Origin of the sequence: Bradyrhizobium daqingense, assembly GCF_021044685.1 — a bacterium.
GTDB lineage: Bacteria > Pseudomonadota > Alphaproteobacteria > Rhizobiales > Xanthobacteraceae > Bradyrhizobium > Bradyrhizobium daqingense.
The window spans coordinates 5,916,627-5,932,302 of the sequence record NZ_CP088014.1; the positions used below are offsets into that span (position 1 = coordinate 5,916,627).

Consider the following 15,676-nt stretch of genomic DNA (forward strand, 5'->3'; position numbering starts at 1 on the left):
CTTCTACCGCCGGACCTGCCGTCAGGTCCACCGCCGAGAGCATCCGTCATGAGCGATTTGCAGATTCGCAATTTACGTCCCGAAGAAATCGCCCTCGCCATCGACTGGGCCGCGGCGGAAGGTTGGAATCCGGGCCTTGCCGACGCGGCGTGCTTTGCGATCCCCGATCCGCACGGCTTCTTCGTCGGCGAGATCGACGGCGAGCCGGTCGCAACCGTCTCCTGCGTCAACTACGACGACCGCTTTGCTTTCCTCGGCTTCTACATCGTACGCGATAGTTTTCGCAGCAAGGGCCACGGCCTGCGCATCTGGAAGGCGGCGATCGCGCATGCAGGCGGTCGCGTGATCGGGCTTGACGGCGTGGTCGCCCAGCAGGACAATTACAGGAAATCCGGATTCCAGCTTGCCTATGCCAATATCCGCTATGGCGCCGTCGTGGCCGCGCCAGCGAAATCGCTGGCCGACATCGTCGCCCTCGGCGAGATCCCATTCGCGATCATCGAAGCCGATGATGCCACCGTGTTTCCCGCCGCACGCAGCACTTTCCTGCGCGCGTGGATCGACACACCAGGACATATTGGTCGGGCACTGCTGCGCGACGGCAGGCTGGCCGCTTGGGGCGTGATCCGGCCGTGCCGGACCGGCCACAAGATCGGCCCGCTCGTTGCCGACGACCGCGCAGCGGCGGACGCGGTCGTGCAAGCGTTGCTCGGAAGCGCACAAGGTGGCGAGATCTTCCTCGATGTCCCCGCCGTCAACCGCGAGGCGATTGCGCTCGCAGAGTCACTCGGGCTCGAGCCGGTATTCGAGACGGCGCGGATGTACACCGGCCCCGTCCCGCCGCTGCGCGTCGACCGCGTCTTCGGCGTGACTAGCTTCGAACTGGGCTAATTCAGTAACAGCGCGTGATGTTGACGGTGTGTTCAGTGCCGCCGCGGCCGGGCACCGTCACCTGCTCCGTCGGACAGCTCGGCACATAGGGCCGGTCGGACGGCACGACGTTCGGCGGGAAGCGATGCGTCCAATCCCATGGAATGTCGTACGAATAGGTGTAGCGCACGTCGCCCGAGAACGAATGAGTTGTATCGCCGTTAGGCTGGCCGTAGCTCGCACCGTCATTGAAGAACCCGCCGCCGCCGGGCCAATAGACCCAGGGATTGCTGCGACGGTGAAACCGGGCACCCGGCCCGATCGGCGCGCGCGCCATCGCACCTCCAGGGCCCGCGGCTGCGCCGTGCGGCGCGGCGCCGGCAGGCCTGGCAGAACTATCAGTGGGAGTAAGGAGCAGCGCGGCGGCGCTGAGCGAGGCGAACAGCGCCCCATATGATCTGGACATCATGATACGCACCAACTCGTTTTGGCTTCGAATAGCGGCTCCCCACTGCACGCTAGGCCGGGCTGTCGCCCGCCCGCAAACGTATAATTAATTATTGGTTAAGGCACGCGATTAACGGGGAACCCGGTGCGGCAGAAGGCCCGTTTCCCGTCTGATTCAAGCCCCTTCGTTCCGTGGCGTGCGCTTCATAACCAGTTGATCGGAGTTGATCACGCCTGCCGAATACGACCGGAACGCTCCCGCAGCGCAACCGTTGGCTCCCGACACAAGCAAGGAGCATCTCCAATGCAGAACAAGTCAAAACTCCTGTGCCTGATCACGGCATCACTCATCGCGGGTACCGCAGCCGCTTCGGCCCAGGGCTACGACTGGAACGGCCCGCGCGTGGGTTGGGACAGCAGCGCGCCCGCCTATGAGCCGGTTCAGCCGCGCGCATATTATCCGGATGTCGCGGGACCCTATGGCGCGTACAACGGCACCAACCATCCGACCCCGAGCTCGACACAGGGCGATGTCGGCCCTGGCGGCAACAACAACGGCACGCTGACCGGCCGTTATCGCTGGTAAAGCCGCGCAACGTGAGGCCCGCCGTCCCACACGGGACGGTGGGCCTTCGCGCGTCAGCGGCTCGCTTGCTTGCGCAGCCCATCGAGCCTGTCACGGCGTCCCGCCCACAAGCCCTTGCGTTGGGACGGGCGACACACCCAAACCCGGGGTCAACCGCGCACCGGGGAAATATTTCTCTTTATTCGAATTCGGATTTTTGTTAGATTTTGCGCACTCCGGCCCAACGAAGAGGGGCGTATCGCGATCGTCACGAACGCGGGCCGGGCGGCGGTGGACGTGGACCACACCGGCGCGAAGAGCTTCGCAGGGCGGGCAACCGTGAGCGAAAGCGTCGCGCCAACGACGGGTGCGGTTCGCGTACGGCAAAATCGTGTCGTCCTGGCGTCCGGGGTCTGTACGCCAAGTCTTGCGGTGACGTGCGGCCTAACCGGGCACGCGCATCAGTCATCTACAAGGCGACGGGGGCAATAGTGCATCGCTCCCCGGGGAGAGCACGACATAAGCCGTAAAACCACTGCGCAGGGAAGGCCGGTTGCTTGGCTTCACCTGTATGCCGCTGTGCAATCCTTGTAAGCACACGCTTTCGCACAGTGGACCGTGGGTGCCCGGCCGGCACCCGGTCTTCCCTGCGCCCTTTTCAATTGAGGGTGAGGCACCGACGCAAAGCTCGGGCGAGATCAGCCGCGAGGCTGCGAAGGCGTGCCTGCAATGAAGATGCAAATCGATGCAGCGACGCTGTTGTCCCACACTCCGTCATTGCGAGGAGCCCTTGCGACGAAGCAATCCAGACTGCCACAGTGGAGAGATCCTGGATTGCTTCCGCCTTCGCCAAAGCTTCGCCGGACAAGTCCGCTCCGCTCGCAATGACGGTGTGAAACAGCGTGCGCCAAACTCCACTCTCGTGCCCCGGACGCAGCGCAGCGTCTCTTCGACGGTGCGCTGCAGAGCCGGGGCCCATGTATCAGCGAGTGCCGTGGCCTTCTGGGTCCCGGCTCTGCGCAGCAACGCCAAGAGCGTTGCAGCGCGTCCGGGACACGAGACATGAGTTACACCGGCCTGCCCGCATACGGCAGCGGCGCGATGTGGGCACCAGCCGTTCGCAAAGACGTTCGGTGGCAATGGGTCCTGGCCTTGTCCAAGACGACACAGAAGGTGTTGCCGCGTTCCCCTCCTCTGCCTGGCTTGCATGGCTCGGCGCTCTTGTAACAAGACCGTCACGCAGCGAAACTAAACGAAGCTGGAAGCCGTGATCGCGGCCATTTGCCTCACTGCAGGAGAGATTCGATGCGCCGCTCACTGGTGTTGCTATCCGCCGGACTGACGGTCCTGTCCACCGGACTTGCCTCGGCGGAGAACAACACGCCCCGCAATTTGATCCTGTTCATTCCGGACGGTCTTCGCGCGCTGAAGGTCACGCCGGAGACGGCGCCGGCGATGGCCGAAATCCGCGACAAGGGCGTCAACTTCAAGAACCCGCATTCGCTCTTCCCGACCTTCACCATGGCCAACGGCTCGGCGATGTCGACCGGCCATTATCTCGGCGATACCGGCGTGTTCTCAAACACGATCTGGACCAACTATACCTCGGCGCCCGCCGGCGATACCGTGGTCCCCTTCATCGAGAACGACGCCGTGCTCGGCGACATCGACGAGCATTTCAAGGGCAACTATCTCAACGAAGACACCATCCTGAAGATGGCGCGCGACAAGGGGCTGAGCACCGCGGCGATCGGCAAGGTCGGCCCGACCTACCAGTTCGACCATACCGACAAGCCCGAAAAGCCCGGCCTGCACTCGGTCGTGTTCGACGATTCCACCGGCGGCAAGAACGGCGTCGCGCTCTCGGACGAGGTGAAGGACGCGCTGACCAATGCCGGCCTGCCAACCGCTACGCCGCCGCGCGGCGACAATTCCAAGGCGGGCGATGCCAAGACGCCCGGCACTACGTCTGCCAATGTCGCCCAGCAGGCCTATTTCGCCGACGTCGCCACCAAGGTGGTGCTGCCGATGTTCAAGGCCCGCAACAAGCCGTTCGTGCTGGTGTTCTGGTCGCGCGATCCCGACGGCAGCCAGCACAACACCGGCGACAGCCTCAACCAGATCATGCCGGGCATCAACGGCCCGACCTCGATGGCCGGCATCAAGAACGCCGACACCAACCTTGCCCAGCTCCGCAAGGCGCTCGACGAGCTCGGGCTCGCCGCCTCGACCAACATCATCGTCTCCGCGGACCATGGCTTCTCGACCATCTCCAAGGAGAGCAAGACCAGCCCTTCGGCCAAGGTCAGCTATGACGACACGCCGAAAGACTTCCTGCCGATGGGATTTTTGGCGCTCGATCTCGCCAAGGCGCTCGAGCTGCCCTTGTTCGACCCCAACGACAAGAACGCGAAGGTCGAAGGCAACAGGCATCCCAGGTTCGGCAACGGCGTGCTCGGCAAGGATCCGGAGAAGCCCGACCTCGTCGTCGCCACCAATGGCGGCTCGGACCTGATCTATCTGCCGACCAAGGACAAGAAGCTGGCGGCGAAAACCATCAAGGCGCTGCTCGAGCAGGACTACGTCTCCGGCCTGTTCGTCGAGGATTCGCTCGGCCGCTTCCCCGGCACGCTGCCGCTGTCGAGCATCAATCTGCGCGGCAAGTCGGCGACGCCGACGCCCTCGATCGTCGTCAACTTCCGCTCCTATGCCAGCGATTGCGGCGAGGCGCCGACCAACTGCTCGGTGCAGGTCGCCGACACCGTGCTGCGCCAGGGCCAGGGCATGCATGGCAGCTTCAGCCGCGGCGACACCATGAACTTCATGGCCGCGATCGGCCCGGACTTCAAAGCCGGCTATGTCGACGAGCTGCCGGTCAGCAATGCCGACGTCGGCATGACGGCGGCCCAGCTCATGGGCCTGCGCGCTTCGCAGAAGGGCGAGCTGGTCGGCCGCGTGATGTCAGAGGCCATGCCGAACGGCACCGCGCCGAAGGCCCATGTCGGCACGCTCAAGTCCAAGCCCGCCGAAGGCGGCCTGATGACCGTGCTGAACTTCCAGCGCGTCGGCAGTCAGCGCTATTTCGATGCCGCCGGATTTCCGGGCCGCACGCTCGGGCTCGAGCCTGATGCCGGCAAACAAAAAACGGCGGGGAAATGACCCCGCCGTTCCCTCGCGTCCTCGATTGAGGCGCGCAAATTCACATGGCCGGGCTATTACATCCCGATGTCGAACACGTTCGGCAATTGGCCCGCCAAAGGCAGCGCGGTGGCGCCGAGGAAGGTTGCCACCATCGCCATCAGGCGACGGTTGTTCTGGCGCTTGCCGCGCATCTGGCCGGCGATCCACTCCAGCATCTCGCTGTTGACCTTGGAGGCATAGGACGGCGCCCAGCTCTCGATCTCAGTGTCGGCCGCCAGCGCAACGCTGCGCGGCGGCACCTTCAGACCCGAGGCGCTCGCGGCATAATGGGCGACCGCCTTGGCCAGGAGGTCGTCGAACCGGCCATTGTCGGTGCGCTCGGTGGCGGCCTCGTTGATCTCGAACAGCACTTCGGCTTCGGCGCGGCTGACCGGCTGGTCGTTGACGGCCGTGGCGGTGAGGATGCGCGAGCACCAGGCGGTGTCATCGGCATCGAGCGAACGGGAGAAATGCACCCTTCCCTTGGTGGTCGGGCCTTCGCCCGTGATCACGCCGTCGCGCACGATGCTCAGGGCATGAGCCGCGGTATCGCGGCAGGACGGTTCGAGGGACGGCGACTCGGTAGGCTTAGGCGCAGCGGCAGACATAGTTCACTTCCAGATTTCTTCTGATCGGCCAGCATTTCCATGCCGGCGTAAAGGGGTGGTTAATGATTCGGTACGGCGATCGCGACTTTTCGAGATGGTTGCCAATTGGTCGCTGTCAGAACCAGTTTGGTTCTGGACGCGCCGGGCGAGCGTGATGGAAGTCATAAAAGGCATTATCGGGGCGAGCGAGACCGTGTGACCCCGGGTGGAGATGTTTCGCCGCAGGTGCCGCTGTAACAAAAAGTTGCTAGGAAATCGGCCCTTCAAGGAAGGAATTCACATTTTACTTCAGCCGGTTCAGTTGCCGTTCACTTGGCCTCGCCAAGTGCCTATACTGAAGGCGACGGCCAGAGATTAATTCCCCAGTAAATTCAATGCGATGAGGTAGAACCATGACACTTCCGATCGGCGCCACCGCACCCGACTTCGAAGCCGAGACCACCGAAGGGAAGATCAAGTTCCACGATTGGATCGGCAATAGCTGGGCGCTTCTGTTCTCGCACCCCAAGGACTTCACGCCGGTTTGCACCACCGAACTCGGCGCTCTCGCCAAGTTGAAACCGGAATTCGACAAGCGCGGCGTCAAGCTGATGGGCCTCTCGGTCGATCCGGTCGACCGCCATTCGAAATGGTCGGAGGACATCAAGGAGACGCAAGGCACGGCGCCGAACTATCCGATGATCGGTGACACCGATTTCAACGTCTCGAAACTCTACGAGATGCTGCCGGCTTCGACCTCGGGCGATCCCCTCACCCGCACGCCGGCCGACAACCAGACCGTCCGCAATGTCTTCATCATCGGGCCGGACAAGAAGATCAAGCTGGTGCTGGTCTATCCGATGACGACGGGGCGGAACTTCCAGGAGATCCTGCGCGTCATCGACTCGCTCCAGCTCACCGCCAAGCATCGCGTCGCCACCCCGGCGGACTGGTCGCAAGGCGAGGACGTCATCATCGCGGGCTCGGTCTCCAACGACGAGGCCAAGACGATCTACCCGCAGGGCTGGAAAGAGCCGAAGCCCTACATCCGCATCGTGCCGCAGCCGAAATGACTTTGGGCGGCCGCGCCTAGCGGCGGCCAAAAGTCATCCCGGGGCGCGCGAAGCGCGAACCCGGGATCTCGAGATTCTCCGGTGCGCGATTGCGCACCGGAGTTCGGTCCTTCGGACCGCCCCGGAATGACCCTAGTGATCAAGCCGCGTGCACGCGGTCGAGGAAGCCGTCGACCTCGGCCTTGAGATGTAGGCTCTCGCCCGAGAGCGCCTGGGCGGAAGCGAACATCCGGCTCGAGGTCTCGCCGGTCTCGCTGGCCCCCTTGGCGGCGTGGCGAACATTGACGGCGACGTCGGCCGTGCCCGACACAGCCGCACGAACGCTGGCCACGATGTTGTGGGTCGCGCTCTTCTGCTGCTCGACCGCGGCCGAGATCGAGCCCGCGATGCCGCTGATGCGCTCGATGGTCTGGCCGATCGCCTTGATGGCGGCGACCGATTCCTCGGTCGCGAGCTGCATGCTCTCGATCTGGTTCGAGATCTCGTCGGTCGCCTTCGCAGTCTGGCCAGCGAGCGTCTTGACCTCCTGGGCGACCACCGCGAAGCCGCGGCCGGCATCGCCCGCACGCGCGGCCTCGATGGTGGCGTTGAGCGCCAGCAGGTTGGTCTGCTCCGCGATCGAGGTGATCAGCTTGACGACGTCGCCGATACGCGCGCCGGCTTCCGAGAGCTGCGCGATGCGCTGATCGGTGGCCTCGGCCTGCCGCACCGCTTCGGCGGAGATCTCGTTCGATTCCTGCACCCGGCGGGTGATCTCGGCGATCGACTGGGACAGCTCGTCGGAAGCCGATGCTGCCGATCGCACGTGCTCGGAGGCGCTTTCGGAAGCTCCGGCCGACTGCGCCGACAGATCGGCCGTGGAGCGCGCGGTGTCGGTGAGTTGCCGCGCGGTGCGCTCGAACTCGCTTGACGATGCGAGGACCTTGTCGAGAATGCCGCCGACACTGCCGCGGAACTCGTCAACGAAGCTGCGCAGCTCCGCCTTGCGCTGCTCGGCCGCGGCACTCGTTGCCGCCGCCTGTTCGCTGCGCAGGCGCGCCCGCTCCTGCGAATTGCTCCGGAACACCGCGACGGTGCGGGCGATCTCGCCGATCTCGTCGGCGCGGTCCTCGCACTCGATCTCGACGTCGCTCTGGCCGTTGGCAAGCGCCGTCAGCGAGCGCGTGACCGAGGTGAGCGGCCGGGTGACGCGACGGACGACCAAGAGCGTCAGCACCAGAACCAGAAGCCCGGCCAGTCCCGCCGCAATCGCCATGCTCTCGATGGCGTGGGCCAGCATGCTCTCGAACTGGGCCATGGGGATGCCGACATAGAGGATGCCGGTGACCTTGCCGGCCGCGTCCACGATCGGGAAATAGGCGGTCATGAACGTCTTGCCGAACAGCGTGGCCGGGCCCTTATAGGCCTCGCCGCGCCGCAGCGGCGCCTGTCCCGGGTGATCGGCGGCCAGTTGGGTGCCGACGGCGCGATCGCCATTTTCCTTTTTCACGTTGGTCGAGCGGCGCACGAACTGCCCGCTCGCCTCGTCGAACACGAACAGGGTGGCGTTGCCGCCGACATAGGACACCGCCCGATCAACGATGGCGTGATCCTTGAGATCGGGCATCTTGGGAATTTCGGCGCGCTGGACCGCGCCATCCTTCATCGTGACCTTGACGTCCGGAACGGTCTCGGCGAACGCCAGCGCCAATGTGCGCAGGTTGACCTCGATGTCGCGGAGCGCGCGATCATTGAAGGCTGATGTCAGCGACCAATAGCCGACGCCGACCACGAGCGCCGTATTCACGGCGATCAGCAGCACGGCACATAGGACCGCCTTGGTGCCGAGCTTGAACTGCGGCAGGAACTTCCCGGTGAGAAGCTTTGACATGAATGGAATGACCCCCGTAATTCCTGCATAATCGTGCAATCCGCTTACGGTCGCATTAACGACGGTTCGCATCGCCGGACGCGACATGGTTTCCAATTGGTAAACGAGGGCCTGACTACGCCGAGCGCGCCGCCCATCATCGTCTGGTTCCGCGATGATCTCCGCCTGTCCGACCATCCCGCCCTCCATGCCGCCGCCAGGTCCGGATCGCCGGTGCTTTGCCTCTATGTGCTGGACGAGACGACAGGGCGAGCGCCGGGTGGGGCGGCGCGCTGGTGGCTGGCGCAGTCCCTGCGGGCGCTCGGGGCCGAGATCGCCGCGCGCGGCGGTTCGCTAATCCTGCGCAGGGGATCGGCAGCCAGGGTGATTCCCGAAGTCGTGCGAGAGTGTGGCGCCCGCGCCGTCCACTGGAACGCGATTGCGCAGGCGCCGCATCAAGCGGTTGAACGACAGCTCGAAGCGGCGCTGGCAAAGCTTGGAACGGACTCGCAAAGTTTTCCCGGCGATCTGCTCGTCCCGCCCCTGGCGATCCGCAACAAGGAAGGCCGGGGCCTGCGCGTGTTCACACCGTTCTGGCGGCGTGTGCTGGCGCTGGGTGATCCGCCAAAGCCCCTGCCCGTACCGAAGGAGCTGCGCCCGCCAGCAAAGATCGCCAGCGATCGACTGGAGAGCTGGAAGCTCGAGCCGCTCAAGCCGGATTGGGCGGGCGGCCTACGGGAGAACTGGACGCCCGGCGAAGCCGCCGCCCGCGCGCGCCTGCGCGACTTCCTCGAGCGCACCGCGCGCCTCTATGTCGGCGACCGCGATCGCCCGGACCGGGACGGCACCTCACGGCTATCGCCGCATCTGCGCTTCGGCGAGCTCAGCCCGCGCCAGGTCTGGCACGCCGCGCGCTTCGCCGCGGCGGAAGATCCGGCACTCGGCCATGGGGTCGAGAAATTCCTGACCGAGCTCGGCTGGCGCGAATTCTGCCGCCACCTCCTCTACGACCACCCCGACCTCGCCACCCAGAATCTGCAACGGAACTTCGATGGCTTCCCCTGGAAGCCCGACAAGAAGGCGCTCGCTGCCTGGCGGCGCGGCCGCACCGGCTATCCCATCGTCGATGCCGGCCTGCGCGAGCTCTGGCACACCGGTGTGATGCACAACCGGGTGCGGATGGTGGTGGCCTCGTTCCTCGTCAAGCAGCTCCTGATCGACTGGCGCGAGGGCGAAGCCTGGTTCTGGGACACGCTGGTCGATGCGGACGCCGGCAGCAATCCCGTCAATTGGCAATGGGTCGCCGGCTGCGGCGCCGACGCCGCCCCCTATTTCCGCGTGTTCAATCCGCAGCTCCAGGGCGAGAAGTTCGATCCGGATGGAACCTACGTCCGGCGCTGGGTGCCGGAGCTGAAGGACCTTCCGGCGAAGCTGATCCACCAGCCGTGGCGGGCGACGCCGATCGAGCTTGCGGGTGCAGGCCTCACGCTTGGCAAGACTTATCCGCAGCCCATTGTCGATCATGCCAGGGGACGCGAGCGCGCGCTCGCCGCCTACGCGAATATCCGCAAAGGTTGAGCGTCGCTTTGACACAATTTCGAAACCGGCTATCGTCGTCACTCCGTTCAAACAATGGGGGACGACATGGACGACGAGAAGCCGATCACCGAGCAGGCGATGGACACGATCACCAACGCCGTGGAAGCGACCAAGGACGCCGCAGTCACCGCCGTCAAGCAGGTGAAGAAGGCAGCCAAGAAGGTCGCCAAGAAAGTAGCGCCGAAGAAGGCGGCCAAGAAGAAAGCCAAGAAGGCAGCCAAGAAGACGACGAAGAAGGCCGCAAAGAAGTCGCCAAAGAAAGCCGCGAAAAAGACTGCGAAGAAGGCCGCCAGGAAAGCCACCAAGTCGAAGAAGGCCAAGAAGGCCAAGCGCTGAACGTAACGCTTACGGCCGTCTCCGCGCGCGGACGCGCCCGGAGACGGCGCCCTATCTCACCGTTTGGCGGCGCGCCGGCCCGGATGATGCTGGCCCTTGGGATCGCGGAATTCGCTGCGATGGCCGCGCCGGTCCTCTGCGTGGAATCGCTTCCGCTTTTCCGCTGAGCCGAACTGCTTGATCACCCGCCTGCCGTTGACCTTCTTGATCACATAGCCGCCCTCGGTCATCGTGAACGGCGCCGTCAGCGACCCCATGTGATCGAACTTGGTGCCTTCGGGATGTTCGAACGGCTCGAACCAGGACGGGTAGACGAAGTTCGACATCGGAAGCCGTCGACGATGAACGCCTCCTCTTCGAGATCGGCTGTCCCCGATGCGTCAGCTCGTGCCGTCCGAGGAAATTCTCGTGCGTGGCGTCGTCGAAATAGACCAGGTGCCAATCGGTGGGCTTCGGCTTGCGGATGACGTCGAGATCGACGGGATAGCCCCAGACCGGGAGGAAGTGCTTGTCGTAGCATTTCTGCAGCGCTGCGGTGAGCCTTCCCATCATCCGCTCGCTCATCATCTCCTCTGCATAATTGATGCAGGCAATCCGGACGGGCTTCATCGACCGGTGGAGCAATGCACGTCTCGCCGATTTCATGGACATCCCGCGCTGAAAAGAAATGGGCTCGAATGCTCCACCCTAGCACGGAACGGTGAACACACGTCAGGGCTGTGCGCGCTGTTAAGAGCGCCGATTGACCACGAAGACCGCCGCTGCACACAGCGCCATGCCGGCAATGGCAACTGCGTCCAGCTTTTCGCCGAACAGGAGATACGCCATCAGGGCCGTCACGGCCGGCACCAGGTAGAACAGGCTCGCGACCGAAGTTGCCGCGGCGTGGCGGATCAGCCAGTACAATAGCCCGATCGATCCGATCGAAAGCGCCACGGCGAGCCAGGCGAGCGCGAGCACGAATTCCCGCGTCCAGTGCACCACGCGGTCTTCGAACAGGAAGGCTCCGATCGTGAAGAAGATGGTGACAGCGACATATTGCACGAGATTGCCGGCGCGCCAGTCGATCTGGTTGCAGTAGCGGCGCTGGTAGAGCGTGCCGAGCGTGATGCTGATCAGCGAGACCACCGAGGCCAGCCAGCCGAGCCCGGCCTCGCCCGTCATCGGACGGTTGTGCAGGATCAGCACGACGCCGCCGAGCCCGAGCACGAGGCCGGCCCATTGCAGCGGCGTCACCCTCTCGCCGAGCCAACGATTCGCAATGGTCGAGGTCAGGATCGGTTGCAGGCCCGGAATCAGCGCGGAAAGGCCCGCGGGAATCGAATGCGCGATCGCGATCGCGGTGCCGCCGAGATAGAAGCCGTGGACCAGGATGCCTGCGGCCGCGCTGTGCGCAATGCCGATGCCGTCAGGCCATTTCGGCCGCGCAATGCCAGCGATGATCGCCATCAGGCCGACCACGATCGCCATGCGGATGGCGAGATAGGTCAAAGGATCGGCATTGTCGACGACGTATTTGGTGCCGATGAATCCGGTGCTCCAAAGCAGGACGAACAGGATCGGCGCGAGGCGAGCGGTCAGGGCTTCTTGATTATGGTTCATTGCCGCCCTCCTTGCCCGACGGGCACGGTTGCGGCAATGCGAATTTCGCCTGGGATAATGCTGCGCTGCGACGGCGGCTCAGCTCAGCCGCTCACCACTCTTCCGGGCAGGGATCGACGATCTTCCAGAGCTCGACCCCGTTCTTGATCTTTTTCATGTCGGTGGTGAGCCCGCCATTGCGGCGGATCCAATCCTTCACCTTGTCAGGATAATAGGACATGAGGTCGGAGGTGCCCTCGGCGCTGGTGACCTTGATGCCGAAGGTGAAGGCCTTGTCGTAATAGGCCTGGTGGAAGCCGAGGCTGGCCCGCGGCGTCACGCAGATCTTGTTCATCGGCACGATGCCGAGCACGAGGGTGCAGGCCGAATTGCAGATGCCGTCGATGATGACGCGCTCGCCCTTCTCGCGGACGCGCTTGTATTTGGCCTTGTACTCCTCGACATAACCGCCGTGGTCGCGGGTGATGTGCAGCTCGGCACGCGCTGGCGTGGCGGCGGCTAAGCAGAGCAACAGCAGGCTCAGAAGCGTGATGCGCATGGCGACGTGGCGGCGAAAGCCTTTAGGAATGGACCGACCTCGAGGACCCGAAAACGGTCCCTTGGAGCCGGGGGGAAGATTCTTAAGCGAATACTGTTTGGTCATACTTGTGTGGGGAATTCGTTAAGCATCCGGAAAAGGCCAAAAATGGGCAGGTTTCAACCGTACGCCCGGCAATTCTGTCACACCCACCCGGAAATCTGCGGGATCGGCCCTGATTTCGGGCCTTGTGACCGATGCCCGGCCGCCCGAAATTGCTATAATCGCTGACCTATTCGAGCGGGTTCCGGAGAATCGAGAATGAGCAAGTTGACGCTTGTAGCCGCCGCTGCGGCCCTGACGGTTGCAATCCTGGCCCCAGGCCTCGCAGAGGCGCGTCACCGGTACCACCGCTCCTACACCAACCCGCTGCCCTACCCGATCAGCTATCTGCACAATTACGGACCCGGCATCACCCCCGGCACTTTCGCCTATTACGACGGCCCGTCGACGAACCACTGTTACCGCAGTGCGGCCGCCTATATCGGCCAGGACCGCCGCCGGCACCCCTGCTACTGAGCGCTGCGCGTCCTTCCGCGGGCGTTGCTATTTCGCAGCGCTCGACAACAGCAATTGTTTCTCGATCTCGTAACCGGCAGCTTGACCAGGTCCTTGCCGACCTCGCCCTGCAGCGCCTTGCGCACGACATCGGAATAGTCGGCGCGGATCATGCCGAGCGCGCGCGGTGAGGCCACCATGGTCAGGGCCGAGGTCTCGCCGGCGCTGACGGCGGCATCGAGCCGGCCGGCCAAGCCCCGCAGGAAGGACCGCTCGGCTTCGTCATGCCAATCGGTCTGCTCGACCAAACTGCGCACCCCACCCGACGCCCCATGTAACCGGCCCGGCGCATCGCTGCCTTGCGCGCCGGTCGAGGGATTGGGCTGCTCGTGCACCTCCCCGATGTGCAGGTTTGGAAACATCTCGTCGCCGACGTTTTCTAGAATCAGCGCCTTGCGCCCGTCGCACACGACCAGCCAATCACCCTTTTCAATTCTCACCTTGTCCATTGCGCAGCTCCAAGCGTCCTGTAAGCCTGCCCTCCGCATTGCTCGACAGGCTGCGGCAAGAGTAGTGACTTGCCGACATCGACGAATTGCGCGGGATCAAGGATGCGGCGATGTCGTGCCGTCAGCAGCCGGCGCAAACGCGACATTGGTCGGACGCGCGTCGGATCTCGTTGGGATCACGCCTGCAGCCGGGCTCGCTGAAGATTCGTTCATCAGCATTACATTTGAGCTCCGCCACAATTTGATCAGAACAACTTCGATATTCTGTATCGCGTCAGCGGAGGAAGACATCATGAACCTTAGAATTGGCCTCGTCGCCGCATCCCTGTTCGGTGCCGTCGTGGCGTCGCCGGCCGCGTCCGCCATGCCCATCGCGCCAGCGCCTGCGACGCCGCAAGTCTCCGGCGTCGAGCAGGTCCGCATGGTCTGCAACGCCTGGGGACAGTGCTCGTGGCGCCCGAACTATTATGGGTACTACAGGCCGCGGCCATATTACGGTCCCCGGTATTATGGGCCGCCGCGCTATTACGGCCCGCGCTATTATGGCTATCACGGCTATCGCCGCTGGTGACGTCTGAAGGGGCCCTTGGGGCCCCTTCGCTTTTGCAAGATCATGGGCCGTGCGATTGCTGGCCAGGCCTCGAGCAATTCGAAAACTGATCTAGATCAAAGATGAAAGCCGCCACTCCCGCCATTGTACGGAGATGGCGGATTTCATCGTTTTTCCGATGCCCTCGGACGGGCATGAACGTGCAAACACATCTGGAGAAGGAGCGAACGCCTGAGGGCCGCAGCCTTGCGCCCTGTCCTGCATGCACGCGCCTGCATCGATCGATCTCGCCTCCCGCCAGCCGATGAGCCGAGAACGTTGACGGTGGCATTGATTTGCCGCGCCCATGGCATGATGTCCGCAATACTACGGCACGAATTCCGATTTACTGAAGCATGATGTTTCGCCATTGATGGCGATATACGAGTTCATTTGATTGTTGCACAGGCGGCCAGACGCAATGTTGTTCGACGCCCTCGCCCCGTCCTCCGCGCTTCAACTGATCGGCTTTGCCGACGTGGACGCATTTCGGCCGATCGAGACGATGGAAGATGCGAGAAGCATTCCGCTCGACGTTGCGAATTTCGCGGCTGTGCGCGCCGTCGTCTCCCTGCCTGCATGCCGCATCGTCGTGATGAGGTCGTTCGCGCGCATCCTCGACGCGGCCTATCGGATGCCGGGCGGAATGGTGATCCTGCCGATGGCCGACGACCTACGGGCCAATTTCAAGGGCGCGGATGTCGATGCCCGCTTCTTCGTTGCCCTCCGCGGCAACGACGAATGTCATTACGTCGAACCCCAGACCAATCATCACGCGATGATCATCCTCTCGCCCGCCCTGAGAGACCGGGGCTGGTTCGATCGCGGCGACGATTTGCGAGCCAGGGTCGCGAACCGGCCGGCCCTGCTTCACGCGCGTCAATTGCTGCTCGACATCCTGCGCACCGCATCGGCGCAGCCGCTCCTGTTCGAGACCACCGAGGTCGCCGCCCATCTCCAGGAAGGCCTGCTGCTCGCGCTCGATGATTTGTTTCGGATCGATCCCCAATCGGATCGGAGCACCTCCGTCCGCGGCGAGCGATCGATCAAACTCATTCAGCGGATCGACGATTACGTCGCAGCCCATCCGACCGCTCCTATCTATACGGCCGATCTCGCCAGCGAGTTTGGCGTCTCGATCCGCACGCTCGGCGGTGCCGTGAGCAAGGTGCGCGGCATGAGCCTGCACCAGTACATCCGCCTCAAGAGGCTGTGGGCGACCCGCGCCCGTCTGCTCAAGGGCGGCGGCGCCACCGTTGCCACATGCGCCCGCGCCCAGGGCTTCCATCATCTCGGCGAGTTCGCCGCCGCCTACCGCGCGACCTTCCAGGAGACTCCTTCGGAAACGCTGGCGCGGGGCCGACAGATCCGCCTGCCGACGAGCTGACCGCTCAC

General features: G+C 63.9%; 14 protein-coding genes and 2 pseudogenes. 9 read left to right on the plus strand and 7 right to left on the minus strand.

The genetic code is table 11. From position 1 onward, the window contains the following. The first annotated feature begins 48 nt into the window (after positions 1-48). A complete protein-coding gene (locus LPJ38_RS28140) occupies positions 49-891 on the plus strand; it encodes a GNAT family N-acetyltransferase (RefSeq protein ID WP_145629862.1) in 843 nt (280 codons plus the stop codon). 1 nt (position 892) lies between these two features. Here LPJ38_RS28140 and LPJ38_RS28145 read toward each other — a convergent pair whose 3' ends face one another. Continuing rightward, complete coding sequence (locus tag LPJ38_RS28145; RefSeq protein ID WP_167520299.1) at positions 893-1,339, minus strand: hypothetical protein; 447 nt, start codon at positions 1,337-1,339, stop codon at positions 893-895. A 282-nt stretch (positions 1,340-1,621) separates the two neighbouring features. Here LPJ38_RS28145 and LPJ38_RS28150 point away from each other — a divergent pair, with 282 nt between their 5' ends. Together LPJ38_RS28150 and LPJ38_RS28155 are read left to right on the plus strand one after the other, a co-directional pair. Beyond that, positions 1,622-1,903, plus strand: a complete 282-nt coding sequence (locus LPJ38_RS28150; protein WP_145629860.1) for a hypothetical protein — start codon at positions 1,622-1,624, stop codon at positions 1,901-1,903. 1,284 nt (positions 1,904-3,187) lie between these two features. Continuing rightward, positions 3,188-5,041 carry an alkaline phosphatase family protein gene (locus LPJ38_RS28155; RefSeq protein ID WP_145629858.1) on the plus strand — a complete coding sequence of 618 codons (1,854 nt, stop codon included), beginning with the start codon at positions 3,188-3,190 and terminating at the stop codon, positions 5,039-5,041. A gap of 56 nt (positions 5,042-5,097) precedes the next feature. Here the strand turns inward: LPJ38_RS28155 and LPJ38_RS28160 are convergent, their stop codons facing one another. Beyond that, positions 5,098-5,670, minus strand: coding sequence for a hypothetical protein (locus tag LPJ38_RS28160; protein WP_167520298.1), 573 nt, complete (start codon positions 5,668-5,670; stop codon positions 5,098-5,100). 392 nt (positions 5,671-6,062) lie between these two features. On the opposite strand from LPJ38_RS28160, the gene LPJ38_RS28165 reads away from it, so the two are divergent. Then, positions 6,063-6,722 carry a peroxiredoxin gene (locus LPJ38_RS28165; protein ID WP_145629857.1) on the plus strand — a complete coding sequence of 220 codons (660 nt, stop codon included), beginning with the start codon at positions 6,063-6,065 and terminating at the stop codon, positions 6,720-6,722. A 139-nt stretch (positions 6,723-6,861) separates the two neighbouring features. On the opposite strand, the gene LPJ38_RS28170 is transcribed toward LPJ38_RS28165, so the two are convergent. Further along, positions 6,862-8,592: a methyl-accepting chemotaxis protein gene (locus tag LPJ38_RS28170; protein WP_145629856.1), complete on the minus strand. Its 1,731-nt coding sequence runs from the start codon at positions 8,590-8,592 to the stop codon at positions 6,862-6,864. A gap of 165 nt (positions 8,593-8,757) precedes the next feature. On the opposite strand from LPJ38_RS28170, the gene LPJ38_RS28175 reads away from it, so the two are divergent. Together LPJ38_RS28175 and LPJ38_RS28180 are read left to right on the plus strand one after the other, a co-directional pair. Next, entirely contained in the window at positions 8,758-10,149 is a 1,392-nt protein-coding gene (locus tag LPJ38_RS28175) for a cryptochrome/photolyase family protein (protein WP_231088680.1), read from the plus strand. A 66-nt stretch (positions 10,150-10,215) separates the two neighbouring features. Continuing rightward, positions 10,216-10,506 carry a histone gene (locus LPJ38_RS28180; protein WP_167520297.1) on the plus strand — a complete coding sequence of 97 codons (291 nt, stop codon included), beginning with the start codon at positions 10,216-10,218 and terminating at the stop codon, positions 10,504-10,506. Positions 10,507-10,562: 56 nt separating this feature from the next. Here the strand turns inward: LPJ38_RS28180 and LPJ38_RS38340 are convergent. The 3 genes and pseudogenes from LPJ38_RS38340 to LPJ38_RS28195 form a co-directional block, all read right to left on the minus strand. Further along, positions 10,563-11,151: pseudogene (locus tag LPJ38_RS38340) on the minus strand (hypothetical protein). Positions 11,152-11,235: 84 nt separating this feature from the next. Then, the gene (locus LPJ38_RS28190) at positions 11,236-12,108 is read right to left on the minus strand and encodes a DMT family transporter (RefSeq protein ID WP_145629854.1); all 873 of its coding nucleotides are present in this window, start codon (positions 12,106-12,108) and stop codon (positions 11,236-11,238) included. Positions 12,109-12,199: 91 nt separating this feature from the next. Continuing rightward, on the minus strand, positions 12,200-12,646 hold the full coding sequence (locus tag LPJ38_RS28195) for a hypothetical protein (protein WP_145629853.1): 447 nt from the start codon (positions 12,644-12,646) through the stop codon (positions 12,200-12,202). Between the two features lie 300 nt (positions 12,647-12,946). On the opposite strand from LPJ38_RS28195, the gene LPJ38_RS28200 reads away from it, so the two are divergent. Next, positions 12,947-13,204: a hypothetical protein gene (locus LPJ38_RS28200; RefSeq protein WP_145629852.1), complete on the plus strand. Its 258-nt coding sequence runs from the start codon at positions 12,947-12,949 to the stop codon at positions 13,202-13,204. A 27-nt stretch (positions 13,205-13,231) separates the two neighbouring features. Here LPJ38_RS28200 and LPJ38_RS28205 read toward each other — a convergent pair. Further along, positions 13,232-13,692: pseudogene (locus LPJ38_RS28205) on the minus strand (host attachment protein). 292 nt (positions 13,693-13,984) lie between these two features. On the opposite strand from LPJ38_RS28205, the gene LPJ38_RS28210 reads away from it, so the two are divergent. Both LPJ38_RS28210 and LPJ38_RS28215 read left to right on the plus strand, forming a co-directional pair. Continuing rightward, positions 13,985-14,263, plus strand: coding sequence for a hypothetical protein (locus LPJ38_RS28210; RefSeq protein ID WP_145629851.1), 279 nt, complete (start codon positions 13,985-13,987; stop codon positions 14,261-14,263). 439 nt (positions 14,264-14,702) lie between these two features. Then, positions 14,703-15,668 carry an AraC family transcriptional regulator gene (locus LPJ38_RS28215; protein ID WP_167520296.1) on the plus strand — a complete coding sequence of 322 codons (966 nt, stop codon included), beginning with the start codon at positions 14,703-14,705 and terminating at the stop codon, positions 15,666-15,668. Positions 15,669-15,676: the final 8 nt, after the last annotated feature.

Excerpts from the sequence above, each read along its gene's own strand:
- LPJ38_RS28155 (WP_145629858.1), top strand. The coding sequence starts at position 3,188 with ATGCGCCGCTCACTGGTGTTGCTATCCGCCGGACTGACGGTCCTGTCC.
- LPJ38_RS28160 (WP_167520298.1), bottom strand. The coding sequence starts at position 5,670 with ATGTCTGCCGCTGCGCCTAAGCCTACCGAGTCGCCGTCCCTCGAACCG.
- LPJ38_RS28165 (WP_145629857.1), top strand. The coding sequence starts at position 6,063 with ATGACACTTCCGATCGGCGCCACCGCACCCGACTTCGAAGCCGAGACC.
- LPJ38_RS28195 (WP_145629853.1), bottom strand. The coding sequence starts at position 12,646 with ATGCGCATCACGCTTCTGAGCCTGCTGTTGCTCTGCTTAGCCGCCGCC.
- LPJ38_RS28215 (WP_167520296.1), top strand. The coding sequence starts at position 14,703 with ATGTTGTTCGACGCCCTCGCCCCGTCCTCCGCGCTTCAACTGATCGGC.
- LPJ38_RS28145 (WP_167520299.1), bottom strand. The coding sequence starts at position 1,339 with ATGATGTCCAGATCATATGGGGCGCTGTTCGCCTCGCTCAGCGCCGCC.
- LPJ38_RS28150 (WP_145629860.1), top strand. The coding sequence starts at position 1,622 with ATGCAGAACAAGTCAAAACTCCTGTGCCTGATCACGGCATCACTCATC.
- LPJ38_RS28180 (WP_167520297.1), top strand. The coding sequence starts at position 10,216 with ATGGACGACGAGAAGCCGATCACCGAGCAGGCGATGGACACGATCACC.
- LPJ38_RS28140 (WP_145629862.1), top strand. The coding sequence starts at position 49 with ATGAGCGATTTGCAGATTCGCAATTTACGTCCCGAAGAAATCGCCCTC.
- LPJ38_RS28170 (WP_145629856.1), bottom strand. The coding sequence starts at position 8,592 with ATGTCAAAGCTTCTCACCGGGAAGTTCCTGCCGCAGTTCAAGCTCGGC.
- LPJ38_RS28190 (WP_145629854.1), bottom strand. The coding sequence starts at position 12,108 with ATGAACCATAATCAAGAAGCCCTGACCGCTCGCCTCGCGCCGATCCTG.
- LPJ38_RS28200 (WP_145629852.1), top strand. The coding sequence starts at position 12,947 with ATGAGCAAGTTGACGCTTGTAGCCGCCGCTGCGGCCCTGACGGTTGCA.
- LPJ38_RS28210 (WP_145629851.1), top strand. The coding sequence starts at position 13,985 with ATGAACCTTAGAATTGGCCTCGTCGCCGCATCCCTGTTCGGTGCCGTC.